This window comes from Mucilaginibacter gossypii (genome assembly GCF_900100945.1).
GTDB lineage: Bacteria > Bacteroidota > Bacteroidia > Sphingobacteriales > Sphingobacteriaceae > Mucilaginibacter > Mucilaginibacter gossypii.
This window is the reverse complement of the sequence record NZ_FNCG01000013.1, coordinates 36,011-61,928: the sequence shown is the minus strand read 5'-3', so window position 1 is coordinate 61,928 and position 25,918 is coordinate 36,011. Positions and strand designations below refer to the sequence as shown.

The following is a 25,918-nucleotide window of genomic DNA, read 5'->3' as shown; positions in this document are numbered from 1 at the left end:
GTAGCGCGGCAATCTCTTAGCTAATGCACGTCCGATCTGCATAGCTACGAGATTGCTTCGTCGTTCCTCCCCATAGCGATAACGCTGCTTTTCTTACAGCTTCCGAAATTCCCTCTTGAGAGGGGGCGCGGCAGGAAAGAGTGGTAGTAGGGGTGTGTTTCTGCCGTAAGCTTGTCAGCGCGGAAACACACCCCTCCGCCCCTCTCAAGAGGGGAATCGCACGAGGCCACGCTTTTCATAGTAAAATAATAGGCTACTCTACCAATACCCCTGCCACACATCCGGGCATCTGGTCTACAGAAAACCTCCCATGGTCGATTTTATTTGAGGCGCTTCAAAACATGGTGCATTTTCGGCATCGAAGAAAATATACCCCTACATGAAGAAATTTTCCCTAATGTTAATAAGCTCCCTGATTTTGTGCGGTACGGTGGCCCATGGTCAGCAAACCCAACAAAAGCTAAAAAAGATTGTAGTTAACCATTTTTTTTCGTGTCCGCTTGATGAGCTCTTTGATACATTGGCCATGAACTATAAAGTCCGCATAGTATTTGAACGGGAGCCTTTACATGAAATGGACGTTGTGGAGCACTTTTTTGAAGAACCGCTTAAAAATGTAATTGCCAAGGTTTGCAATGAAAACAACCTGCATTACTGGATAGAATCAACCGGCACTATCTACATCCTCCAAAACACCGACGATCTGGCGCGGCTGCAAAAACTCAACAAGTTGTCATTGCAGGCATCTAACGCGGTAAAGGCTAAAGAGATTGAGGCGCCCAAAGCCAAACCCAAACATTTTTTGGTGAGTATTAACGGGCGGGTAATTGATCAGCAAACAGGCGAGTCGCTGCCATCGGCTACGGTGAAGATCAGGGGGACCGACCTCAACGTTATGACCAATGCTGATGGTTATTTTACGATGTTCAGGGTACCTTCAGATACATCGGTAGTGGAGGTCTCCTATACAGGTTACCAAACGGACTATTTTAGGCTGAGTAGCGAAAAGCTGAATTCGCCGCTGATCTGTGGGTTATATTCATCGCTCAACAGCTTAAACGAGGTTACTATTACGGGTAAAAAAAGCGGCGTTATGAATACCGATAGCAGGCAGGTTGGCGTGTTACAGCTTTCGCCGGCCAATTTAGATAAGCTGCCAACCATGGGCGATAAGGATGTGCTGCGGGCTTTCCAGCTGATGCCCGGCGTAAGCGGTACCAACGAGTCATCATCAGGTGCATATGTACGCGGCGGCACGCCCGACCAGAATTTGGTTGTACTGGATGGTTTTACCATTTACCAGGTTGATCACCTGTATGGCTTTTTCAGTGCTTTCAATGCCAGTGCCATTAAGGATGTGCAATTATATAAAGGCGGCTTTACGGCCAAATATGGCGGCAGGCTTTCGAGCGTTACCGAACTCAACGGCAAAGAGGGTAACAAGAACGAAACCAACATCGGTACCGATTTGAGTTTGCTGAGCGCAAGCGGTTACCTGGAAACGCCGCTTTCTGATAAATCGACCTTGCTGTTAGCAGTAAGGCGCTCATACCAGGGGCCGTTTTATAACAAGATCTTTAACCAGTTTAATCAAACATCAACCACGCAGGGCGGCGGTCCGGGTGGCGGCGGCCGGGGAGGCTTTGGCGGTGGCGGTTTTGCTAACCAGATTACCCCAAGCTCCTACTTTTATGATTTTGATGCCAAGTACACGTACAGCATCAGTCAAAAAGATAAAGTATCATGGACTTTGTACACAGGTACCGATAAAACAGATAACAGCAGGGAACTGGGCCTGCCATCGTTCCTGTCGTCGGGCAGCAGCGGTATCAACATAACCGATTATACCAAATATGGTAACCTGGGCAGCAGTATCAAATGGTTCAGGCAATGGAATAAGAAACTATACTCCAACAACTACATCACCTACTCATCCTATTTCAACGACAGGAACCGCAGTACTTCGGGCTTTTCACAAATCGATACCAACGGCATCTCACATACGCTGAGCAATGGCACGCTTGAAACCAACAACCTGAAGGATGTAAGCTATAAATCTGAGTGGGAATGGACAGTTAGCAACAAGTATAAGCTGCTCTTCGGGGGTTTTGCGTCCTATAAAAAAATAGATTATGAGTATACCCAAAACGATACAAGCAAACTCATCAATCAGCATAACAATGCCATGTTAGCGGGTTTCTACACCGAGCTGGCTATCGACCCAAACAATAAATTTCATATTCAGCCTGGTTTACGGGCCAGTTATTTCGGCCCTACATCCAAACCGTACTTTGAGCCCCGGCTGTCGGCAAGTTATAGCCTTACCGATAAATTTACCATAAAAGGCGCTACCGGGCAGTTTTACCAGTTTGAAAACCAGGTGATCCGCGAGGATATACTGGCGGGGAACCGTAATTTCTGGGTACTATCAAACAACAGCAATATCCCCGTTGGGATGTCAAGACATTTCATATTGGGCACCAGCTACGAAACAGACGAGCTTTTATTCAGCGTTGAAGGATACTACAAAACATTGAGCGGCCTTACCCAATACACAGTAAGGCAAACTCAGCCTGCCGGCGGCGGTTTCAGGATGGAAGCGAACCAAAATCAAACACAAACCGTTACCGAAAACTTTTATGAGGGAACCGGTCGTGCCAAAGGCGTTGAATTTTTGGTGCAGAAAAAAATGGGGCGTTATACCGGGTGGATCAGCTATACCCTTGCCCAGGCCCAGAATAAATTCTCAGCTTTTGGCACTGATTATTACGCCGCCGACCAGGATGTGCGCCATGAATTTAAATCCATCAACATGTACCATTACGAGCGCTGGAATTTTGCTGCCACTTTCCTGTTCAGTACCGGACATCCTTACACTGCCCCCCTATCCAGCTATACCATTAAAACCGTTGACGGCAACAGCATCACTTACCTCAACATCAGCGATAAAAATGCCGAACGTTTGCCGGCTTATCACCGGCTGGACATGTCAGTGTCATATGATCTGTTGAAGATAGACGGGCATAAAATAGGCTCTATAGGCTTGTCGCTGTTTAACGTTTACAATCATACCAACACCTGGTACCGCGAATACCAGATGCAAAATAACCAGGTTATCACTACCGATGTTAACTACCTCGGCTTTACCCCTAACGTTACATTAAGCTTAAGATGGAAATAAAAACATACATACGATATACATTTTTTGCACTGATAGCCGGCTGCCTGATGATGGCATCGGCCTGCAAAAAAAACTCTTCTGATACTGATGCGGTAAACAAACCTGTTGTTGAAGCATACCTGGTTGCAGGGCAACCGCTTTCAGTAAAAGTTTATCAGCAAAAAGACCTGACGGATACTGCTACTTATGGATCGGCCATTACCGGGCTGACAATTAATGTAAGCAATGGTACACAGACTGTAAAACTCACCGAAGGAACAAACGGAACTTACACTTACAGCGATGCCTCGTTCGTAACTGCCGGTAAAACTTACTCCTTGCAGTTTACCTATAACAATTTGGTTGTGAGCGCGTCAACAGTGATGCCGGGCAAATCAGTTGGATTTAAACTAACCGACAGTGTATTCCATGAGCCTAATACGCTTGATCAGGCTTATAACGATAAGGTGCGTGATACCATTACCTGGACCAACCCCGATTCGTTACAGCATATGTTGCTTTTCAAAAACACCGACAGTAATCCTTTTGAGATCATAGCGGTAAGGAACAACAGGAACCCAAGTTTCGAAATCAATACCGAACGTGCCTCTACATACAGCATAACGCAAACCACTTTCAAATACTACGGGGTTTATAAAGTAATATTGCTAAGGGTAAACGACGAATACATTAATATATTAACCAGCAATACCCGCGGCAGCTCACAAAACCTGGTAAATACCCCAACCAATGTTGTTAACGGCCTCGGTATTTTTACCGCTATGCAAGCCGACACCTTGAATTTGAGGGTAACGACAGAGTAAAATCTGATAATTGGTATTGAATCATCTGCTGGCACAAGTTGCCCCGGTCCGGGCTTACTTGTGCCTTTCCTAAAAAACGGTGTTGAATCCAGATTTACGAAGTTTCAAAACTTCGTAAATCTTCCCTAAGTTTTATCACTCCTAATTGACATGGTTTTTATATCGTTGTCACTTCATTGCAAATCCCTCTTTTTAATCCCCCATTGTAAAATCCCCGGTTACATCATAATAGTGTAACTTATACATTACAAATGCACTATTTGTAAAAAAATAAAAATTCAGCATGTAACATTTAAAGTATTTTCGCCTCCAATTACCAAAATAATACTAAATGAAACGTTTTTACATACTTATTGCATTATTCTGCTTCGCGTTATCGGCTCAGGCCCAGTTTGGTGTGGGCGGCGGCGGACCTACAACAACAGGCAGAATATCAGGCACTATCATTGATTCGCTAACCAAAAAACCAATGGACTACGCCTCGGTTGGTTTATATCGCAGCGGAGGCAAATCGCCAATTACCGGTGTTGTAACCGATGAAAAAGGTAACTTTAAATTGGACAATATAAAGCCGGGCGTATATAAGCTGGCTATCTCTTTTATAGGTTACCCAACTAAATATATTGACCAGGTAACCACTACCCCATCAAAACCAGATGCTAAGCTTGGCCAGGTACTGTTGGCCCCAAGCTCACACGCGCTTAAAGAAGTTTCGGTAGTTGGCCAGGCCGCATTAATCGAAAATAAGATCGATAAGATAGTTTATAACGCGGAGAAAGATCTTACTGCCGCTGGCGGTAACGCTACCGATGTGTTACAGAAAGTGCCTTTGGTTGCTGTCGACCTTAACGGTAACGTATCCATCCGCGGCGACCAGAACGTACGTGTATTGATCAATGGCAAGCCATCCGGTGCTACATCTGCCAGCCTATCGGATGTGTTGAAAACCATCCCTGCCGACCAGATCAAGAGTATCGAGGTGGTAACTTCGCCATCGGCAAAATATGATGCAGAAGGTTCGGCCGGTATCCTGAACATCATTACCAAGCAAAAAAATGTTTCAGGTATCAGCGGTTCAATCAGCGGTGGTGTTGGTACACGTCAAAACAACGGCAACGCCAATATCAACTATAACCACAACAGGTTTAGTTTATCGGCAAACGCCGGTGGTAACGCAACATGGCCTCAAACCTCGCTTACCTCAAGCGATCAGAATTTTAATTACAGTGACCCTACCAAACACTATGAGCAAACATCTACAGGAACCAGCCGCGTTAAACGTCACGGCGTAATAGGTTCTGTTTCGGCTGGCTATGATTTTAACGCGTACAACAACTTACGTACTTCTATCCGTTTAAATCAGGGTGGTTTTGATCCGCATTCGCTGTCAACCACAAATCAAACTTATTATTTTGATCACACCAAAGATCAGTCTTACACTTCTGATGGTCGCGGGCATAATAGTTTTGGTGGCTTTGACTGGAACATTGATTACACGCACAAATTTAAAAAAGAAGGTCATGAATTGGACCTGTCTGCACAATGGAGCCATAGCAAAATTGTTACCGATTATACTAACTTGTATTCGGCGGTGTTTGATTCCCTTGAAAACAATATTAATGGTAAAAACAACGAGTATACTATACAAGCCGACTATACTTTACCTGTAAGCAAACTGCTTAAGCTGGAAGCCGGTGGTAAAAACATCATCAGGAGGATAAAAAGTATTTCGGATTATTTTGTACCGGACGGAAACGGCGGTTTTGTATTCAGCGATCCAAACTCAAACAGGTATAATTATAATCAAACAGTTTGGGCCGGTTACACCGTATTAACTTTCTCTCTGCCTAAAGGCTACTCCATTATGACAGGTGCAAGGCTTGAAAATACGGATATTCACGGCGAGCCAATCAATAGCGCTCAAAATCTTAGCCCTTTTGATCAAAACTATAATACGTTTATACCGAGCTTAACTTTTCAAAAGGCGCTTACACCTACTCAAACTATCAAATTATCATATAGCAAGCGTATAACTCGCCCAAGCTTACAGTTTTTGAACCCGTTTGTTAACAGGAGCAATATTACAGCACAAACAGTGGGTAACCCCGACTTAGCGCCCGAAATATCGCAAACAGTTGAATTGGGTTACAACACATTCATAAAATCGTCTGTGATCAACCTGTCTGCTTATTATAAGCATACATCAGGCTTAATTGAAGGTATAGTTGAAAACCTGCCACCTAATGGTGATCAGAACGCTACTTTAACTACCTATCAAAACATTGGCGTAAATAACTCATATGGCGCAAGCTTTTTTGGTTCGGTAACCCCGTTCAAGATCCTGACCATACGCGGTCAAATCAACGCTTACACCTATAAGCCAACCGCTATTGACCAGTTTACGCACCAGCAAACACAAACCAATACTTATGTGCAGTACAACGCATTTTTAAGTGCTCAGCTTACACTGCCAAACAACTTTATAGCGGAGGCATTTGCTGTTGAAAATTCGGCACGCCGCACCATTCAGGGCTCAAACCCATCGTTCAGCATTATGGGCTTTGGCTTTAAAAAACAGTTTATGCAAAAGAAACTTGCATTGGGTATTAATGCCATTGAGCCATTCAATACTTACAAAAACTTTAATACCGACATAAAAACGCCAACATTTACACAAAGCAGCAAATTTGCGTTCCCATTCCGTTCGTTTGGTGTAACGTTTAGCTACAGCTTCGGTAAATTAAGCTTCAGCAACCCGCAACAGCAGAAAAAAGGCATCAACAATGATGACATGAAACAAGGCGACCAGGGTGCCGGCGGTTCACCTACGGGAGGCCGATAATATTTAAGAGTCAAGACTGTTAGAGTCAGGATATAAGAAAAAACTAAAGAGCCGGGAGCGTAAATGCTTCCGGCTCTTTTTCTGAACCAGGATTGTCTGAACTCGAATTTGTTGAATTCATTGAATTGACAGAATTTTAAAATTCGATAAATTCTTAAAATTCGTTTAATTCGAGTTCAGACAAAATCCCGGTTCTATTCCGCGTCCACCTCAATCCCTATCTGTTTAAGCAATAGCGAGGCATTGAAAGTTTTGCACTCGCCGTGCTTGATCTTGTAATCAAACAGCATTTCGCCGTTCACGACCTGGATATCAAAATAAAAATTACGTACGTAATCAGGATATTTGGTTTCGAGATGGGCTATCTGCAAATCATGAGTGGCTACCATACCCACCGCATTTTTGCGGATGAGTTGCTCGATAACCGCCTTTGAGCCGAGGTACTTATCAACCGAATTGGTACCGCGCAGCATTTCATCTATCAGGAAAAACACCTTAGGCTCATTTTCGACCGCGGCCAGCAGCATTTGCAGACGGTCGAGCTCGGCCTTAAAAGTCGAAGTACTTTCATTGAGCGAATCTTTGATGCGCATATAACTGATCATGGTGATCACCGAAACCTGCATGCTTTTGGCACAAACCGGTGCACCGCTTAAGGCCAACACGGTATTAATGCCCACGGTACGCAAAAAGGTACTCTTGCCGGCCATATTTGATCCGGTTATGATGTCAACTTTAAAGGTATTATCCAGTTCGTAATCATTTTCGATGCGTTTGGTGACATCAATAAGCGGGTGGGCAATGGCTTTAGCTGTAAGGGTATAGCCCTGCCTGTCGTCAATAACAGGAAAGCACCAGTCCGGATAGTTTACTACTAAACCGGCCAGGCTCAGGAGTGATTCAAATTCGGCAATGACATCAAAAGCGGCTTCAAGGCTGTCCTGGTTTTGCCGTTTCCAGTTTTCAATGGCGATGATCTGGCGGATATCCCACAAAAAAAACAGGTTGAGTACAAAGCCAATTAATAGGTTAAGGTGATAATTAAGCTTATTGATCAGCTCTCCCAGCTCTTTTATTTTAGCCGATGTTTTATCTGTTTTAAGCTGTTGTGCTAATATATTGTTATAGGGAGCTTGCCATTGCTGGTCTTCAATGCACTTAAATACATTTGCATAGTTGGATAAAGTATCACCTATTTTACCGGCAATAAGATCGGCTTTGCTGATGTAGGCTGCTTTTGAAAACACCACCCCCATATTAAACAAGCCAACCACGATGGCCGCAAGCTTCGCCGGCGAATAAAAATAAGCAACTACCAACAACGCCGTAAACAAGTATGGCGCTATTTTTGTATAAGCGGCAAGCCATTTTTCGCCTGGCATATCGAGCGGAATGTGCAGGTATTTAAACAGGTTTTTAAGTTGGTTTACATCCTGCTTTATGGCGAAAATGAGCCGTGTTTGCAGATCGAGCTTCCAGCTGTTCTTAGCGGCTATTTCTTTAACGGCTTCCTGTCGTTGTGATACGGTTTGCTTGCTTGCCGGGGCATTGAGCCAACCCGCCAGTTTATTATTTCCCGGGGTAGTAGCTGCACGGTTGATGAGCTGGTATAACGATGCATTACCGTAAATATCCAGGTCGGAAGTGTAAAAGTGTTTGTCGTTAGCGTAGCGTGCGCCATCGTTGTAGATATTGCCATGGGTTTGGATACTGGCTATCTCGTTTTCATTTACCTGCTGCAGATCGTCATAATACTGTTTCTGCTTTTCAAAAGCGCTTTGGCGCGCTACCAGCCAGGCAAAGGCAAAAACCAGCAGTACAAAGGCTATGGCGATGATACTAAAATTGTCGAAGTGAATGGCAAAGGCTATAGTTAAGGCCACCATAGCAAATATGCCGAGCCTCAGCAGCGAATAGGTATTGGCAAGCTTTTTATATTTGGCCGCTTCTGCAGCGGCGAGGCTTGCCCTTTGCGTATAATCGTTTATAATTGTTTGTTCCATGTGCAGATAAATTCAACCAAAATAAACACATATATTTTAAATAAACGTTTATTTGTTTCAGATATGAAGATCACGTTCCTTACCGTTGGAAAAACAGAGGATGCCTATTTAAAGGAAGGCATTGATAAATATGTAAAACGGCTAAAACATTACACCAAACTGGAGCTTGTAGAAATCCCCGAGCTTAAGAACACCAAAGCCCTGAGCCCTGAGCAGCAAAAGGCTAAAGAGGCCGAGTTGATCCTCAAGAAAATCACCCCGCTTGATTTTGTGATCCTGATGGATGAGAAAGGTTCTGAATTTACCTCAACCCAGTTTGCGGCTTATATCAATAAAAAAGAAGTTACCACATCTGCCAATTTAATATTCATCATCGGCGGGCCTTATGGCTTTGATACCTCCGTTTACCAGCGGGCTAACGACAAGATCTCTCTTTCGCGCATGACATTTTCACACCAGATGGTACGCCTGTTTTTTGTGGAGCAACTGTACAGGGCTTATACCATTATGAAGGGTGAGCCTTATCATCATGAGTAGGACTGAACCATGATTTATAGGATTTTAGGATTTCATGAATTGGCCTGATAATTTATATTCATAGCCCAATTCATGAAATCCTAAAATCAAGTTAATCAAGGTTCAAAAATGAACAACACATGAATCTGCACATCCATAATCTGCACATCTGCACATTTTCCCCTACCTTTGCTAAATGTCAGCAGGTCACGATCATTCACACTCACATTCGCACGGGCACCATCATCATGACCATGCCCCTAAGCTTGATCATTTAAATTCGGCTTTTATTTGGGGCATAGTGCTTAACTCGGTGTTTGTAGTGGTTGAGGCTATCACAGGTTTTGTTACCCACTCTTTGTCCCTGTTAACCGACGCCGGCCATAACCTGAGCGATGTGGCCTCGCTCGCGTTAGCCTTGCTTGCTTTTAAACTCACCAAAGTAAGCGCTAACAGTAAGTATACCTACGGCTATAAGCGGTCGACTATCATCGTATCTTTTTTTAACGCGGTAATATTATTTGCAGCCGTTGGTTTTATTATTTATGAAGCGGTTACGCGCTTCATGAACCCCGAAACAGTATCGGGCGGCACCATGGCCTGGGTTGCTTTTATAGGCATTGGCATTAACGCTTTTACAGCCTGGCTGTTTGTTAAAGATAAAGATACCGACCTCAATATTAAAGGCGCTTACCTGCACATGGCTGTTGATGCCATAGTATCCTTTGGTGTGGTGATATCTGGTATTGTCATATACTTTACCAAACTATACTGGATTGACAGCGCAGTGAGCCTGATAATAGGTTTTGTGATATTACGCGGCACCTGGAGCCTGCTTACAGCCAGCCTGCGTTTGGAAATGGACGGCGTGCCTGCCGAAATGGACCTTGATAAGATCAAAGCCGAACTTAAAAAAGCCAAAGGGGTGGTTGATGTTCACCACATGCACGTTTGGGCGCTCAGCACCACCGAAAACGCACTTACTGCCCACCTGGTCATCAAGCCTGAAGCCATGGCCGATTTTGATAATATCAAGCATGACCTTCGTCACCGTTTGGAACATCTGGATATCAGCCACAGTACTTTTGAACCCGAATTTTCGGAAGAAGGGTGTAAGCAGCCGGAGTGTTTGTAGGTTAGTTTTTCCTATTTCATAAAATTCCTCATTTTCTTATTTTTAAGGTAAACAATTACCTTAAAATGAGCAAAGCCCAAACCTTAAAAATACTATCCGTTATCACCTTTCTTGAAATCGTCGGGATGGTAATATGGCCAATTATATTGGGCTGGGGCCAGCTTATGGGTTCTGCTGGGCTGCTGCTTTCCGTAATATTCGTTTTTCCGCTTATTTATTATGTGGTTTTTATCATATTCCTGTCCCGTTATGCGCAAAGAGATGTGCAGGATCAGAACATCGGGCTTGTAATATTTTTAAATGTGCTGCCTATTATTGCGCTGCTTTATGTTTTGGATGTGTTTTGATTGAAACAACTTATAAACGTTTTAAATAATTCTTACTACCTTGAAAGCGATTATTTAACCTGTCATGAAATCAACCCGAAGAAAATTCATTACCACAACAGCGGCACTGGCTGCAGGTACAGTTACAGCATCGGCAATATCGCTGAAAGAGCAAAAAGAAGAATGGCCAATAGTACACCACGTATTTTTCTGGCTTAAAAACCCGGGATCAACAGAAGATCGCGATAAACTGGTAGCGGGTGTTAAAACCCTTGCCAAAATTGAAACCGTGCGCAAACTTCGTGTAGGTATTGTGGCCAGTACCGAAAAACGCGACGTAGTAGATAACTCCTGGGCGGTATCCGAGCTGATGTTTTTCAGCGACCTGGCCGGACAGGCAACCTATCAAACTCACCCTATCCACCTGGAGTTTATTAAAAACTGCAGCCACCTTTGGGAAAAGGTTATTGTTTATGATGCGATGGATGTTTAATTTCAAAAACCTATTTACCGCGAAACAAGTCTGCGCCGACATTATTACTCCGGAGGAAACACCACTTTTAAAAAGAAGGCCAGCACCCGGCGCAATAAAAGAAGCATTGAATCATGCTAACGGTTGGGTGTATGAAATAGACGCCACATTTGAGCATGATGTAAACGTGCCGCCGCAAGCTATCAAAGGCGCCTGGAAAGTGGATTCAAGTGGAATAATTGAAGGAGATTTTATCCCCAATCCTAATTATTTAGCTAAGAAGTAAAATATATCTTAAACTAAAAAAAGCCGATTATTCGGCTTTTTTTGTGGCTTTTTTAGCTTTTGCTTTTGGAGCTGCTGGTTCAGCTTCCGGTTCAGCTGTTACAGCTTCGGCAACGGGTTCTTCTGCAACCGGGGCAGGTGCTTGGGTTGGATCGGCCTCTTCAAAAATTGGAAGCGGCTTTAATATCTGGAACCAGGCTATTACCTTTTTAATATCCGATGAGTAAACTTTCTCTTCGTCATGATCAGGCGCTACTTCATAAAAGAAGGTACGCAATGCTTTTCCATCGGCTTTAACATCAGGTATGTTTGATGCTGTTTTCATGCGCTCAAGCACATCAGTTAACCTGATATCATCCTCAACACCAAAAATGGTGATCTCACTTAAAGCAGCTAATTTGGCTGTAGAAAGGTTGGCTATCAGCTTTGTTTTCTGTGCATCTAAACTTTCCAGCACATAGCCGGTTTTGTTTTGTGCCAAAGCTTTCCATAAACCCGGTTTTCCTGATACCGATACAATTCCCTGTAAATTCATATATTTTTTGTTGGGGCTGATTGGATGAGTAGTTTATTATGTTTAACCAATAAACTACTCACCTCATCAACTACTCACTTAATCTTCAATAACTTCGATTCCTAAAATTTTATCTCCCTGGCGAATAGCGTCAACAACGTCAACATTTTCAATCACTTTACCAAAAACGGTGTGGTTACGGTCAAGGTGGGCAGTGTTTGTGCGGTTGTGGCAAATGAAAAACTGTGAGCCACCAGTGTTGCGGCCTGCATGTGCCATTGAAAGCACACCACGGTCATGGTATTGGTTGTTGCCGGTAAGCTCGCAATCAATTTTGTAGCCTGGGCCACCAGCACCGGTACCGGTTGGATCGCCGCCCTGAATCATAAAATTAGGGATAACACGGTGAAATATCACGTTATCATAAAAGTTTGATTTTGCTAATTTTTTAAAGTTAGCAACGGTATTAGGGGCATCCTGATCGTAAAACTCTACGGTCATGTCGCCTTTTTCGGTTTTGATTATTGCTTTGCTCATGTTTTTGTTTTTTTGAAAACAGTTGGCAAAGGTAATAAAATAGAAGGTTAAAGGCGAAAGGTAAAAAGCGAAAGGTTTGCAATATTTATTGGTTACCAGGGTGTAAAAGTCATGGTAAGTACTTTTTCTTTTGGCGAATAACTAATCTCGCCTTTGCTTTTTGAATCAAACATTTTAATTTCCAAAAGCGGCTTTTTATAATCTTTACCCAATTCGGCCAATTGGGCAAAAAACCAGTCGAGTCCTTCCTGATCACCTAAAGTATTAGCAAACCAGGCCAGTTTTTGCAGTTCGGCAAGGTTCACTTTTTCGTCGGCCGTAAAAACGTAAGTCCACTTAACTATTGCCAGCTCATCGGGCTTGCCAATTAGTTGGGCCCGGCTTCCATTGGCATCTGTTGCGACAAAATTTGGTAGCAGGCTGATATCTGTGTCCTGCTTAAAAACAAGACTACTATCGGCTTCTGTAAGCTTTTTAATCAACACATTACGATTGAGGCGCATACCCTTACTTCCATTCTGCGCGTACGCGGCCAAACAGGATATTGATAAAATACCGACAAGGAAAATATTTCTGATAGTAACAGATAAACTCATTTAAGGACCGGATTTAACAACGCCATAAAATTAAAACAACATGCATAAAGCCAGAAGCCCTTATGTGTTAAAAATGGTTAAAATACATTAGCCCTTTATTCGTTACATTTGATAACCCGGCAGTAAACAAATCAACAAGGATCGTGAATAATTCATCAGGCAATAACTTTTCACCTCTTACATTTCGTCTTTTACTTATAAAGCTAAAGTTCCTTTTACCTTTCGCCTTTTACCTTTTACCTTTTACGTCGAGGGCTGCATCTATATTAATTCCTATGGATGATGAGCAAAAGGACCATCTCAAATCGTACGGGATAGCTTTCTGGGTGCTCAAAAACGGCGAAGAAGTCGACTGGCTGCTCAACTATCGTGGTGGCAGTTTCATGATGAAGTACGGCCAAAAAGTTGAGGAAGAGTGCAAGATCCGCGGGGTGAGCTACGAAGTTATTGCCGACGCCAAAGCAAACGAAATTATTACCGAAGTAAGCGATCCATCGGTAAATATGGACCTGGTTAAACTGGAGAAAGCCCCCCGCATGGCGGTTTACTCCCCCAAAAACAAGCTGCCCTGGGATGATGCAGTTACCCTGGTTTTAAAATATGCCGAAATTCCGTACGACGTAGTTTACGATGAAGAGGTGATCCACGGCGAACTGCCTAAGTATGATTGGCTGCACCTGCACCACGAGGATTTTACAGGGCAATACAGCAAGTTTTATGGCGCCTTCCGTTACGCGCAATGGTATACCGATGATATCAAAATCCAGGAGACCATGGCCCATAAACTGGGCTTTAGCAAGGTATCAAAAATGAAGCTGGCCGTAGCCCAAAACATCCGAGATTTTTGCGCAGGCGGCGGCTTCCTGTTTGCCATGTGCTCAGGTACCGATACTTTTGACATTGCACTATCGGCTGCTAATACAGATATCTGCGAACGTATGTTCGACGGTGATGCTGCCGACCAGGACGCGCAATCCAAACTCGATTTTAGTCAAACGTTCGCCTTTCAGAATTTTACGCTGGATATGAACCCCATTTCGCATTCCTTCAGCAATATCGACGTTACCACCACCCGCCAGGTTGATCGTACCCGGGATTTCTTTACGTTGTTTGATTTTTCGGCCAAATGGGATGTAGTGCCGAGCATGCTTACGCAGGATCATGACAAAGTAATAAAAGGTTTTATGGGCTTAACCACGGCCTACAACAAAAGCATGCTCAAACCCGGCGTTACCATTATGGGCGAAATGAAAACCGCCAACGAAGCCCGTTACATTCACGGCGAATACGGCAAAGGCCAATGGACATTTTACGGCGGCCACGACCCTGAAGATTATCAGCATGCTGTAAATGATCCGCCGACAGATTTGAAACTACACCCCAATTCTCCCGGCTACAGACTGATCCTAAACAATGTGCTGTTCCCAGCTGCTAAGAAGAAAAAGCAGAAAACGTGATTGCTTTTGCTTAAAGCAAAATGCTCAAAGCCGAAGGCAACTTGGTAAACCAGTGTAACTATGCAACCCGCCCGCATTTACAACGAGCTTAAATTTAAACGACCGAATTAAGTACAAGCTATTGCACAATGTCGAAATGAAACTCTTGTACCAATGATGGGTTTTCGGGTGTAAGTGTAAAACTCACTTTGATATTTCCAGTTTCACATTTGATAATAAAATAGCCACGTAATTGATTTTCGGGCACCACATTGCCTGCGCTTATTATTCTGCCTGTTTTTGCAAAAGCTTCAGTTGCGGCTGCTTGAAGTTTATCGGGGAAATAATCCATAAAAAAGTTATCAGCAAAAATGCCGCTTTCTTTAGCCTTGCTCCAATCAGCGATGGCCTTAAGCAGATCATTTTTACGTTGCTCCAATATGGCTGATGCAGGCAATTGCCGTGGTTTTATACCCGAAAGAGCCAGTAACGTATCCAGAGCCTGGTTATTGGGATAACCAGCACGGGCATAAGTCAGGTTGGCAAATGAAACAACGCCCACACCGTACTCCGGCAAGATATTCCACTGACTGCCGAAACCCGGTAAGCCCCCTGTATGACCAATGTACACGCGGTTATCACAATCCTTTGCCCAACGTAAACCGTAGGCATAGGCACTGACATTGGGGCATGGTCTGCCCGTGGTTGTTTTGGCATTTACAGTTAAATAATTCACATCCCAGGGGTACTGCATTTCCCGGATAGAACTACGTTTTACAGGCAGGGCTTCGGCATCATCGCGCGGAGGCCAGGCATCCATATGTACAGCCATGTATTTGCTAAAATCCTCAATAGTGGTGATCAGGCCGCCCATCGCACCGTAAGCCCCGTCATGCAACAAAGGTTGTTCAACCCATTTACCATCAAGCCAGCGGTAACCATGCGCCAGTTTATCTTTGGGCACTTTGGTATATTCCCAATAGGTATGTGTCATACCTAACGGTTTAAGGATATTATCTGTGATGTATTGCTCGTAAGTTTTGCCCGATACTTTTTTGATGATATATCCCAGCGTAGCAAACCCAAGGTTGCTGTACTCATAGCCCTGCCCAGGATTATTGGAAAATGAAATGCCTTTTTTGTATAGCGCCAGAAGTTCTTCATCGCTAACTGCAAGTTGCCTGTCGCCCCATGGGTTATCTTCCGGGTAACCTGCTGTATGCGTAAGCAGATGCCTTACGGTTACAGGGACAGCATCTTTGGTCAAATATTTCAACCTCTTCATCTCGGGGATATAAATATAAGCCGGATCATCCAGTTTTAGCTTGCCCTCATCCCTGAGTTTTAGGATAGCCATAGCGGTAAGGCTTTTGGTCATGGAGGCGATCCGAAAATCCGACGATGAATCAGCCTTGATCCTGGCATCAATATCGGTATACCCTAAACCACCGCTGTGCACCAGTTTACCATCAACCACAATGCCATACACCAATCCCGGCCAGTGATTATCTTCAGCATATTTTTTATAAAGCTGATCGATGACAGGGAAAGTAGCCTGGATCTTTTTTAACCTGTCGGGATCAGTAAACATTGCGGGCTTGTAGGGTTGGGCCATAGATGAGTAGCTTACCGCAGCTAACGAAATGAATAAGACTAACTTAAGTAGATTTTTGACCATATACATAGATACGGAAAAATTGTCTGAATCTGAATTGCAGAATCCTATCGCTTTGAGCTATTTTATCCATTTGAATACTGTTAATAAAATATGTCATTGCAAACGCAGCGTGGCTAGGCATAACCGCCCTGTATAGCATGCGATTGCTTCGTCGTTCCTCCTCGCAATGACATGTTTTTTGAGATTTAAGAAGTAATCATCTTAAACTAAAAAATCCCGGCCAAATCATGACCGGGATCTTCAATATTAAAAAGCTTTTCGCTTTCGGCTTTGCGCCTTAAGCATTAAGCTAACTTAGCCAATTCTTCTGCCATGGCAGCGCCAATTTCAGCTGGCGACTCAACCACTCGGATACCGCACTCGGCCATGATCTTCATTTTAGCAGCAGCAGTATCATCGGCACCACCTACGATAGCACCTGCGTGGCCCATACGGCGGCCCGGAGGCGCTGTTTGACCAGCAATGAAACCAACAACCGGTTTAGTACCGTTTGCTTTGATCCAGCGGGCAGCATCAGCTTCCATATTTCCGCCAATTTCACCAATCATGATGATACCATGAGTTTCCGGATCGTTCATTAATAATTCAACAGCTTCTTTGGTTGGTGTACCAATGATCGGGTCGCCACCAATACCGATAGCTGTAGTGATACCCAAACCGGCTTTAACCACCTGGTCAACCGCTTCATAAGTTAAAGTACCTGATTTTGAAACCACGCCAACGTTACCTTTTTTGAAAATAAAGCCAGGCATGATACCAATTTTGCTCTCATCAGCAGTGATGATACCGGGGCAGTTAGGACCAATCAGGCGTGCATCCTTATCTGTAAGATATTCTTTTACTGCGATCATATCCTTTGTAGGGATCCCTTCGGTAATACAAACAATAACCTTAATGCCGGCTTCAGCAGCTTCCATAATGGCATCTGCACCAAAAGCAGGAGGTACAAAAATGATGGATACATCGGCACCGGTTGCAACAACGGCATCTTTAACCGTGTTAAAAACCGGCCTGTCTAAATGGGTCTGACCACCTTTACCTGGTGTAACACCACCAACTAACTGAGTGCCATAAGCAATCATTTGCTCGGCATGGTATGACCCTTCTTTACCGGTGAAACCTTGTACAATAACTTTTGAATCTTTATTTACGAGTACACTCATTGGTTTTTTCGTTTTAGTACGGCAAAGCTAAAGTTTTTGCCCGAATGTCAAACCCTATTGTAATCTAAATTTATATGTTAACATAAAAGTGACTTTTAAGGGGATTGGATGTGGTTATAGGGTGTTTATGTGTTTTAAATTTTTTATGATTATAAAGTTCCCGTTGAATAAAACTGTCAACTGAAAACTATCTACTGCCAACTAAATTAGGGCGTTGCCTGCGGCCCAGGCTATTTGTCTGAACTCGAATTAAACGAATTTTAGCAATTTATTGAATTTGCTTTTCATTCTGGTAGATTCGGGTCCAGACAAAAAACCGTAAATCAAAAAAATCCTATAAATCCCGGTTCAGACAAAATCCGAAATCATTACACTACCATCCATAACGTGGCCAATTACTAATTGAATGCAATTGCAAATTCAACCGCTGTAATTAAAACGAACACCAAAAACGTAGCAAGAAATATAATCCCGGCTTTTTTAAGTTTCACTTTATCGCCAGAAATACCCGGGATAAAATTGATCGCAGTAAATGTCAAACCAGTTAACAAAACCAGTGCTTTGAAAATTGTTAATAATATATATATATCCGATTTATTCATTAACTCCCCTTTCAGCGGGCTGGGCAACAAACTCCCCTTCACTCTTCGCAATCACAATTGTCGCCACACCATTGCCAATCACATTGGTAATGGCCCGCGCTTCCGACATAAACCTGTCGACCCCTATTAATATCGCCAGCCCTTCAACCGGGATTATTTTGATGGCTGTGAGCGTGCTGGTGAGCACAATAAAACCGCTTCCGGTTACACCTGCTGCTCCTTTGGAAGTGATCATCAGGATCCCGATAATCGTTAACTCCTGCCCTAATGAAAGCGGGATATTAAACACCTGCGCCAGGAATATCACGCACATGGACAAGTAAATCGTAGTGCCATCCAAATTAAAAGAATACCCCGTGGGGATCACCAGACCCACCACCGATTTGGAACAGCCAAACTTTTCCATTTTCTCCATCATGGCCGGTAATGCCGATTCGGATGAGGATGTACCAAGCACAATCAGGATCTCTTGCCTGATGTATTTCAGATATTCCCAAAGGCTGAACTTAAACAGCCGGCAAATAATATTCAATACTACAAATATGAACAGGAACATGGTCAGATAAACCGAGCCCATCAACAAAGCCAGCGGTTTAAGGGTTTGGATACCATATTTGCTCACCGTAAAGGCCATCCCTGCAAAAGCCCCTATCGGCGCCACCTTCATCACTATCTTCATGATATTAAAAAACACTTTCGAAAGCTTATCAAATAGCTGAATAACCGCTTCGCCACTTTTACCCATCCTGCTTAACCCAAAACCAAACAGTATCGCAAAAAACAGGATCTGCAAAATATCGCCTTCAGCAAAAGCTTTAAACATATTTGAGGGGACTATATGGGCAATAAAATCGCCCCAATGCATTTCGGCGGCAGCTTTTTCGTAAACGGCTAATTTGCCGGTATCCATTTTTGCTGCATGGTTTTCAAAACCGGCACCGGGTTTAATAATATTGGCTACGGTAACACCGATGACAAGTGCGAACGTGGTTACGATCTCGAAATACAACAAAGCTTTACCGCCTACCCTGCCCACTTTTTTCATATCGCTCATGCCGGCAATGCCCAGCACAATGGTTAAAAATATGATAGGCGCAATCAGCATGGTGATGAGACTGATGAACGTTTTGCTGATGAGTTCGGCAGTCGGGGCAAAACCTTTAACATATAAGCCGGCCACTACCCCAAGGGCAATGGCAATGAGTACCTGGAAAGTTAGGTTTGATAAGAGGCGTTTCATGATTGATCCCCCGGCGCCCTAAAGGGGGAGCAACAGGATGGGACGGCAATATAATAAGTTATTGTTTCAGGCACAAAAAAGCCCCGTACCGGAAACCGGCACAGGGCATAATTGATTGATTGAAAGATTGTGATTATGCAGGTGTTGATTTACCGGTTAGTAAATCAATTAAGAAAATTTTATTAAGGAAAGTTAGCTTTGCCTTGTGGTTGCCCAGGAAAACAATGGTGCCGCTATAATCCCAGCCGCCGCCGTTTGTTTTTCCTTCCGAACGGAAAGTAGCTGTGCCGCTGCTGATATCAAACTTATCGTTGCCATGTACATACAGGTTAGTGAACACGTAGGTATTATGCACCCTGCTAAACGTTTTGTATTTAGTGTATTCGTTATCAACATAGGCTTTCATCGGACCATCAAGCGAGAAGTTTGAGTTATTGGTGTTAAGGCCCCTAACCTTATATTTCTGCACAATATTGTAAACGAATGAATAACCCGGGCCACTGCCTTCGGTATTTAATGAATCAACCGAATCGTAACCAACAGTTTTGTTGCCGTCACAAATAAAATAATATTTAGTACCGCCTGTTTTGGTTGCTTTTAAAGTATCACCCTGGTTAAATACACGGTTCAGGCTGGTATCAATATAAAAACCGCAACTATAAGTACTCTGTACTTTAAGCTTTGATGAGGCATTGGTTGAGGGGGTAACACCGTCGTTAAGGCTGGCCCCTCCAAATGAGCCGGCCAACGATTTTGCCAGGTTATCTGCAATGGCCGAACTGGCTACATTATCGCTTGCTTTTACAGTTGATGGATCAGGTTTTACATTAATTCCTGTTTTTGTACAGGCCGAATAAAGAACAGCCACACCTGCTAATAAAGGTAATACACTCCGTAGATTTAGTTTCATAAACGTATAAGATAAAGTTTAGATCTCTTTGCCTCATTTCGCAATAAGCATACCACCAGGTAAAAAATTCGCAAAAAAAACGGCCGGGATATGTGTTTTTAGGCTCATTTTCCTTTTTTATAAAACAGTTAAAGATTTATACTGCTGATAGCAACGGAACACAAAACACACCCACTACCTACTTTCCCCGCTTCGGGGAAAAATACGTGGAAAATATTCCCCGTTTTTTTTATCAAATACAAGGTGATAAAAAGCATGCCGTTTTGAAAAACCATAGCATACAAAAAGCCCTGCCTCCTATTAGGGAGCAGGGCTCTACATATATTTAAAAACGAATTTAATTAACTTCGCCTGTCATCAGATCGGCGGTGTAAACAGTACCATCGATAGTGATCTTAGCTTTGTGACCACCTAAAAACGTTATTGTCCCTTTATAGTTCCAGACATTTTTTCCAATACTTCCTTTACTCGAAAAGGTAGCACTTCCGCTTAAAATAAAATCTGGGTCTTTTGTTGGATCAACAACAATTGATTTAAAATTGTAGTTAAACGTGCCTTCAACATTTGGCTGGTCTGTTGTAGGTTTGGTGTAGTTAACCCTGGCATAATAATTCACAGGGCCATCAAAAGAGTATTGCGCGTGTTCAACACCCGGATTAAGGCTTCTGAGTACCAGGTTTTCACCCATTTTTAAAACCATCGTAAAACCGCTGCCTGTCATAGTCATATTTAAACTATCATTAGCGGTAACACCTGAAGGCACTCCATTGGTACAGGTAAGCTCATATTTAACCTTAGCCCAGATATCAATTTTTGAGGTATCGCTTTGATCTAAATTAAATGCTATCGTGGTATCCATTTTGGCGCCGCACTGTGGCCGAGGGTCAACAGATTGTACTTTGATCTTACCTTTTTTGTTCAGGGATAGATCGGTTGGCATACTTAAACCGCTCTTAAAATCAAACCCGCCGTTTTCGGGGTTAAAAATGCCAACAAGGCTTTGCGCAATTTGCACACTCGCTTCTTTTTTACTTACTGTACTTTGATTATTAGGCGCCATGTTAAGCTTATGGCACGAAGTGTAAATGGCAGTAATACCGGCAAGCAGCAATACTATAATTTTGTACTTGTGTTTCATGTTTAGGATTTTAATTCCGCGCAAATTTAACTTATTATCAATTAATTAAAGAAATTTTGAAAATATTTAGGAGCAGAATGCTATAATATTGTTCATACCCATTTTGAACGATGAGTAAAGGCAAAAGGTTAGCCAATGTTTCGTCCACAATTAGGAGGCTCCGCTGGATCCCGCCATTCTTTAAATTTTCCATAATCATCATACCTCTCTGAGGCCGAATGGCAGGCCAGCCTGTTTTGGGCACCTGAGCCCCCTCCCGCCGCGTATTACAAACCATGAGACTGGTTCGATCACTACTCAAAGAAATGAAACAACAATTATAATTTCACTTCAATCTCTCCGCTTTTATTCTCTATTATTTCTTCCTGCAGCTTAACCCCATCAAAACCATGCAAAACAAATCTCAACTGCATAAACCTCGATTTAAATGAGCCTTCAACTGATGATAAATTAATTGTTTTTTCGATTGGATTAAAAGCGATAGTCCGTTTATAATAAATGTCCTGCTCATAATCATATGATACCCCGTCATCTTCATAATACACAAAGCTATTTGCTTCCCTGCCGTTCCATACGTGTACCTGCAATATACCGTCACCTTTTTCATTGGTGCTTTGTACAACACTTTGCATGGGGATAATACCGCCGGCCCTAACAAATACCGGCAGATCGGTTAATGGCGCCTGAACATTAACAATCTGTTCTCCCTCATAAAACCTATCGCTGCTTAACCTATACCACGAGCCTCGGGGCAGGTAAACATCTTCGGTTAGTTTAGTGCTTTCAACAGGAGCAACCAGCATCGCGTCGCCAAACATAAATTCATTTTGAAAACGCTCATCAAAAACATTCCCGTCAAAACTGTGCTCAATAGCTAATGTGCGGCTTACCGGCAGGCCGGTTTGGGTTGATTGATAAAAGCTGCTGTACAGGTAGGGCAGGATTTTGTACCGTTGTTCAATGTCCTTCTTAATGATTTGTTCATTACCCTTACCCCATTCCCATGGTTCGCGCATTTTACTGCCTTGTATAGCATGATTGCGAAACATTGGGGTATATACACCAAGGGAGTTCCAGCGTACCATGAGCTCAGACGTAGGGTTGCCGCTGAAGCCGCCGATATCCACCCCGATAAAACTCATACCTGTAATACCCAAACTATTTACCAGCCGTTGTCCTAAAAGCATATGGGCATCGGTGCCGGTATTATCGCCCGTCCACACGGCCGAATAGCGTTGTGTGCCCGAATAAGCCGCGCGGGTAAGTACAAACGGCCGTTTGTTTCCCATGATCTTTCTTGTGCCATCATAAGTGGCGCGGGCCATTTGCATGCCATAGGCATTACGCACTTCCGGCATAAACTTATCTCCAAACTTTACTATCCATGGGATATTTTGCCCCCAGGCGGCAGGCTCGTTCATATCATTCCAGAAACCTTCAACGCCGGGTTGGGTAAGAGCGGTAAAGGCTGCTCCCCACCATTCGCGTACCTCTTCCCTGAAAAAATCTGGAAAGTGACAGCGGCCCGGCCACACATAGCCGGTATAATTTTCGCCGTCGGGATATTTGGCAAAATAATCCTGCTCAATACCCTCATCGTATTCCTTATAACCTTCTTCTACCTTAATTCCCGGATCAACAATGGTAACCAGCCTAAAGTCCATCTCCTTTAGTTTATCGAGCATTTGCTTGGGTTTAGGGAAAGTTTTTTTGTTCCAGGTGAAGATCTTGAAATCGTCCATATAGTCGATATCGCAGTACATTACATCGGCAGGGATCTGTTTTTTGCGAAAGGTTTGGGCGATGTTCAACACTTCATCGGCACTCATATAACTCCATCGGCATTGCTGATAGCCCAGGCTCCAGAGCGGCGGCATTTCCATCCTGCCGGTAAGCCAGGTATAATCTTCAATTATTTTGGCAACACCCTGTGCCCCGAAAAAGTAGTAATTCAAATCGCCGCCATCGGCACCGAACCAGCTTGTTTCTTCATCTGTGGATGCACCAAAGTCGAAGTAGCTTTTATGGGTATTGTCAAGAAACAAACCGTAAGTTAACCCGCTGTGTAATCCTATAAAAAACGGAAAGGTTTTATACAGCGGATCGGATTCGGGCGTGTGGTTTGGCGCATCGGTATTCCAGTTTACATACGCCGCGCCACGCCTGTCGAGGTTACCTGTTTTTTCGCCCAGGCCAATAAACCGTTCACCCTCAAACAACCGGCGATAACAGATCACCCGTTCGCCCTGCCAGTTTGTACCAAAGCGGGCGTCATCTTCACTCAGCGAGATACCACCTGCAGTAAAAAAGTTGAAACGTAGTGGCGATTTCTGAATACTGAGCCTTAAGGCGGGTGTAGTAATATCAATATTGACCGATGACTCATCAAAATCGAAATCGGCCAGTGGCTGCCTGATTACCGCAAAGGAAGGATCATCCGGGTTGAAATTTTTACTGATGCTTACCCTGATAATTGTAGGGCTATAGATATAAACCCTTGCTTCGGCTTCGGCGGTTTTAATTGTTAAAATACCATCTTGTTGTTTAAAGCCCTGTACGTTACCTGCAATTTCTAAATTCATGCCTGTGGGGTACCCGGAATAGATAAAGGTACTTAAAGGCAACGTTGTTTGGTTAGGTTGGTTTTGTTAAATGTAGATTTTGAGATAAACGTCAACGGATTTTCCTCTTTTCATTTAACTCTCGCTCGTTTGTAACCATAGGTATTGGGAAGGGGAAAGTTGCTTTGGAAAACAAATAGAAACCATGTCATTATAAGCGCAGCGCGGCAATCTCGTAGCCAATGCAAGTCCGATCTATATAGCTACGAGATTGCCACGTCGCTCCAGGGGCTTCTTCCCCTGCGGCTCCTCGCAACGACATGGTTGTTAATTGAGCTTAAAAAACGTTGCATGGGTTTTTCTATTTCATCCCCAAAAACGACCAACCCGCTTTCCTGCCCGATAAACGCCCTTTAATTTTCGACCAACTTGTAAAACACTGATAATTAGCATGTTTTTGGTGTTTGCCGAATACTTCCGGGTATTGGTCTATATCTTTTCGGTGCTGGTATAACACTTTTTAGCACTTAAAATTAATGTTGTTCATTTGATCATTGAAATAACAAACACAAAATATTTAACATACTTAAAAGCTCAAAATCATGAAAACTTCAATAAAATTATCAGCATTATTCTTATTATTAAGCGCAGGTGTATTTGCTACTACAGCAGCTAAAGCCGTCGATGTAACTCCTAAAGCTAAAGAGGTTGTTACCTTTAAAGCCCTTGACCACGACCGCGGTGTTAAGTTAATACTCGCAAAATCAGAAAACGGCCGTTCATTTATACGCGTTTATAGCAAACAAAATGAACTTTTGCTGAAAGATGTTGTATCAACCAAAACCGATGTTGAAAGGGGTTATGTTTTAACCAATCTTGAAGATGGTGATTACATTATGGAAGTTAAAACCAATAACCAGGTGGTTAAGAAAACCCTGCACGTTTATGAAGACGGTGATCAAAAAACATTCTTTATTTACCAGGACTAATTTAGGAAGCCATATCAAACAAAAAGCTCCCGTTCGGTTGGAACGGGAGCTTTTTGTTTGAAGGAGCAAATATTAATTAGTCCCAAAGTTTTTCGGGATAAACACCGTTAGCTACCAGGTCAGATATGCTTTTTTGAACGATAGGTTTGTCTTCTTTATACGTAACACCAAACCATTTTGAACCGGTTGGGATCACTTTAAACGCAGCAGTACCATCTTTAATCAGCTTATCAGCAGCAAGCGGGATAAAGAATTCCGCTTTAGGATTATTTTCGTTAGCCGCAACAAAATCTACGAACATTTGCTCACTTTGTTTGAAGATAGCCGGTGTAAAGCCCCAGAAATTCATTGATACACGGGTATCGTTAGGAAGCGCATGCTCGCCGGTGGCATCCTTGTAAGCTACGGTACTATCTTCCTTAAAATAAACCTCGGTACGCTCGTTAATTTCAACCATGTTGCCCGCGTCATCAACTTTACATACACCACGGGATACCGAACCATAATCAGAAAGGGTGCGGTCAATCTGATAACCTACCAGTGAATACAGATTGTCCTTCACTTCAGTAGTTAAAAATTTAGCCATTTTTTCAAACGCGTCATAGCCGTAATAATCATCGGCATTGATTACGCAAAAAGGTTCTTTTACCTGATTGCGCGCGGCAAGCACTGCATGGGCTGTACCCCATGGTTTGGCGCGTTCGATTTCTTTGTTGATACCAAATGGCTTAAGGTCAAAGCTTTGGAAAACGTAATCTGTTTCAACACGACCAGCCAATTTAGGCTCAAAAATGGCCTTAAAGCTGTCAACAAACTCTTCGCGGATGATAAAAGTAACTTTGCCGAAGCCTGCTTTTATAGCATCATATATTGAATAATCAATAATTGTTTCGCCATTGGGGCCAAAGCCGTCAACTTGTTTCATACTGCCATAACGGCTAGCCATCCCTGCGGCCAATATCAGTAAGGTTGGTTTCATAGATAGTATCGG

General features: G+C 43.2%; 21 protein-coding genes. 10 read left to right on the top strand and 11 right to left on the bottom strand.

Annotation, left to right across the window (positions count from 1 at the left end):
- Positions 1 to 379: 379 nt before the first annotated feature.
- From BLS28_RS21200 to BLS28_RS21190, 3 genes are all read left to right on the top strand, one after another.
- Positions 380 to 3,181, top strand: a complete 2,802-nt coding sequence (locus BLS28_RS21200) for a TonB-dependent receptor (protein WP_091172106.1) — start codon at positions 380 to 382, stop codon at positions 3,179 to 3,181.
- Positions 3,172 to 3,984 (top strand): DUF4249 domain-containing protein, encoded by an 813-nt coding sequence (locus BLS28_RS21195; RefSeq protein WP_091172104.1) that lies wholly within the window; start codon positions 3,172 to 3,174, stop codon positions 3,982 to 3,984. Before BLS28_RS21200 ends, BLS28_RS21195 begins: the two co-directional genes overlap by 10 nt.
- Positions 3,985 to 4,315: 331 nt before the next feature.
- Positions 4,316 to 6,826, top strand: coding sequence for a TonB-dependent receptor (locus tag BLS28_RS21190; RefSeq protein ID WP_091172102.1), 2,511 nt, complete (start codon positions 4,316 to 4,318; stop codon positions 6,824 to 6,826).
- 194 nt (positions 6,827 to 7,020) lie between these two features.
- On the opposite strand, the gene BLS28_RS21185 is transcribed toward BLS28_RS21190, so the two are convergent.
- Positions 7,021 to 8,829, bottom strand: coding sequence for a MutS-related protein (locus BLS28_RS21185; protein ID WP_091172100.1), 1,809 nt, complete (start codon positions 8,827 to 8,829; stop codon positions 7,021 to 7,023).
- Between the two features lie 63 nt (positions 8,830 to 8,892).
- Here BLS28_RS21185 and rlmH point away from each other — a divergent pair, with 63 nt between their 5' ends.
- From rlmH to BLS28_RS21160, 5 genes are all read left to right on the top strand, one after another.
- Entirely contained in the window at positions 8,893 to 9,366 is a 474-nt protein-coding gene (gene rlmH / locus BLS28_RS21180; RefSeq protein ID WP_091172293.1) for a 23S rRNA (pseudouridine(1915)-N(3))-methyltransferase RlmH, read from the top strand.
- Positions 9,367 to 9,541: 175 nt separating this feature from the next.
- A complete protein-coding gene (locus BLS28_RS21175) occupies positions 9,542 to 10,480 on the top strand; it encodes a cation diffusion facilitator family transporter (RefSeq protein WP_091172098.1) in 939 nt (312 codons plus the stop codon).
- A 65-nt stretch (positions 10,481 to 10,545) separates the two neighbouring features.
- On the top strand, positions 10,546 to 10,827 hold the full coding sequence (locus tag BLS28_RS21170) for a hypothetical protein (RefSeq protein WP_091172096.1): 282 nt from the start codon (positions 10,546 to 10,548) through the stop codon (positions 10,825 to 10,827).
- A gap of 64 nt (positions 10,828 to 10,891) precedes the next feature.
- Positions 10,892 to 11,299: a Dabb family protein gene (locus BLS28_RS21165; protein ID WP_091172094.1), complete on the top strand. Its 408-nt coding sequence runs from the start codon at positions 10,892 to 10,894 to the stop codon at positions 11,297 to 11,299.
- Positions 11,292 to 11,564, top strand: coding sequence for a hypothetical protein (locus BLS28_RS21160; protein WP_091172092.1), 273 nt, complete (start codon positions 11,292 to 11,294; stop codon positions 11,562 to 11,564). The genes BLS28_RS21165 and BLS28_RS21160 overlap by 8 nt, the downstream gene beginning before the upstream one ends.
- Positions 11,565 to 11,591: 27 nt before the next feature.
- On the opposite strand, the gene BLS28_RS21155 is transcribed toward BLS28_RS21160, so the two are convergent.
- The 3 genes from BLS28_RS21155 to BLS28_RS21145 form a co-directional block, all read right to left on the bottom strand.
- On the bottom strand, positions 11,592 to 12,098 hold the full coding sequence (locus BLS28_RS21155; RefSeq protein WP_091172090.1) for a DUF5606 family protein: 507 nt from the start codon (positions 12,096 to 12,098) through the stop codon (positions 11,592 to 11,594).
- 78 nt (positions 12,099 to 12,176) lie between these two features.
- The gene (locus BLS28_RS21150; RefSeq protein ID WP_090534226.1) at positions 12,177 to 12,614 is read right to left on the bottom strand and encodes a peptidylprolyl isomerase; all 438 of its coding nucleotides are present in this window, start codon (positions 12,612 to 12,614) and stop codon (positions 12,177 to 12,179) included.
- Between the two features lie 92 nt (positions 12,615 to 12,706).
- The gene (locus BLS28_RS21145; protein ID WP_091172088.1) at positions 12,707 to 13,210 is read right to left on the bottom strand and encodes a hypothetical protein; all 504 of its coding nucleotides are present in this window, start codon (positions 13,208 to 13,210) and stop codon (positions 12,707 to 12,709) included.
- Between the two features lie 275 nt (positions 13,211 to 13,485).
- Between BLS28_RS21145 and BLS28_RS21140 the strand changes: the two genes are divergently transcribed.
- Positions 13,486 to 14,667: an asparagine synthetase B gene (locus BLS28_RS21140; RefSeq protein ID WP_091172086.1), complete on the top strand. Its 1,182-nt coding sequence runs from the start codon at positions 13,486 to 13,488 to the stop codon at positions 14,665 to 14,667.
- A gap of 118 nt (positions 14,668 to 14,785) precedes the next feature.
- Here BLS28_RS21140 and BLS28_RS21135 read toward each other — a convergent pair whose 3' ends face one another.
- From BLS28_RS21135 to BLS28_RS21095, 6 genes are all read right to left on the bottom strand, one after another.
- The gene (locus tag BLS28_RS21135) at positions 14,786 to 16,324 is read right to left on the bottom strand and encodes a serine hydrolase domain-containing protein (protein WP_091172291.1); all 1,539 of its coding nucleotides are present in this window, start codon (positions 16,322 to 16,324) and stop codon (positions 14,786 to 14,788) included.
- Positions 16,325 to 16,608: 284 nt separating this feature from the next.
- Complete coding sequence (gene sucD, locus BLS28_RS21130; protein WP_090534235.1) at positions 16,609 to 17,487, bottom strand: succinate--CoA ligase subunit alpha; 879 nt, start codon at positions 17,485 to 17,487, stop codon at positions 16,609 to 16,611.
- Positions 17,488 to 18,081: 594 nt separating this feature from the next.
- Entirely contained in the window at positions 18,082 to 19,329 is a 1,248-nt protein-coding gene (dctA, locus tag BLS28_RS21120) for a C4-dicarboxylate transporter DctA (RefSeq protein WP_091172084.1), read from the bottom strand.
- A gap of 133 nt (positions 19,330 to 19,462) precedes the next feature.
- Entirely contained in the window at positions 19,463 to 20,239 is a 777-nt protein-coding gene (locus BLS28_RS21115; RefSeq protein WP_091172082.1) for a hypothetical protein, read from the bottom strand.
- A gap of 337 nt (positions 20,240 to 20,576) precedes the next feature.
- Positions 20,577 to 21,377: a hypothetical protein gene (locus BLS28_RS21105; protein ID WP_091172079.1), complete on the bottom strand. Its 801-nt coding sequence runs from the start codon at positions 21,375 to 21,377 to the stop codon at positions 20,577 to 20,579.
- 317 nt (positions 21,378 to 21,694) lie between these two features.
- Entirely contained in the window at positions 21,695 to 23,959 is a 2,265-nt protein-coding gene (locus BLS28_RS21095) for a glycoside hydrolase family 31 protein (RefSeq protein WP_091172076.1), read from the bottom strand.
- A 581-nt stretch (positions 23,960 to 24,540) separates the two neighbouring features.
- On the opposite strand from BLS28_RS21095, the gene BLS28_RS21090 reads away from it, so the two are divergent.
- On the top strand, positions 24,541 to 24,927 hold the full coding sequence (locus tag BLS28_RS21090) for a hypothetical protein (RefSeq protein ID WP_091172075.1): 387 nt from the start codon (positions 24,541 to 24,543) through the stop codon (positions 24,925 to 24,927).
- 76 nt (positions 24,928 to 25,003) lie between these two features.
- Here the strand turns inward: BLS28_RS21090 and BLS28_RS21085 are convergent, their stop codons facing one another.
- Positions 25,004 to 25,906, bottom strand: a complete 903-nt coding sequence (locus tag BLS28_RS21085; protein ID WP_091172073.1) for a nucleotidyltransferase family protein — start codon at positions 25,904 to 25,906, stop codon at positions 25,004 to 25,006.
- Positions 25,907 to 25,918: the final 12 nt, after the last annotated feature.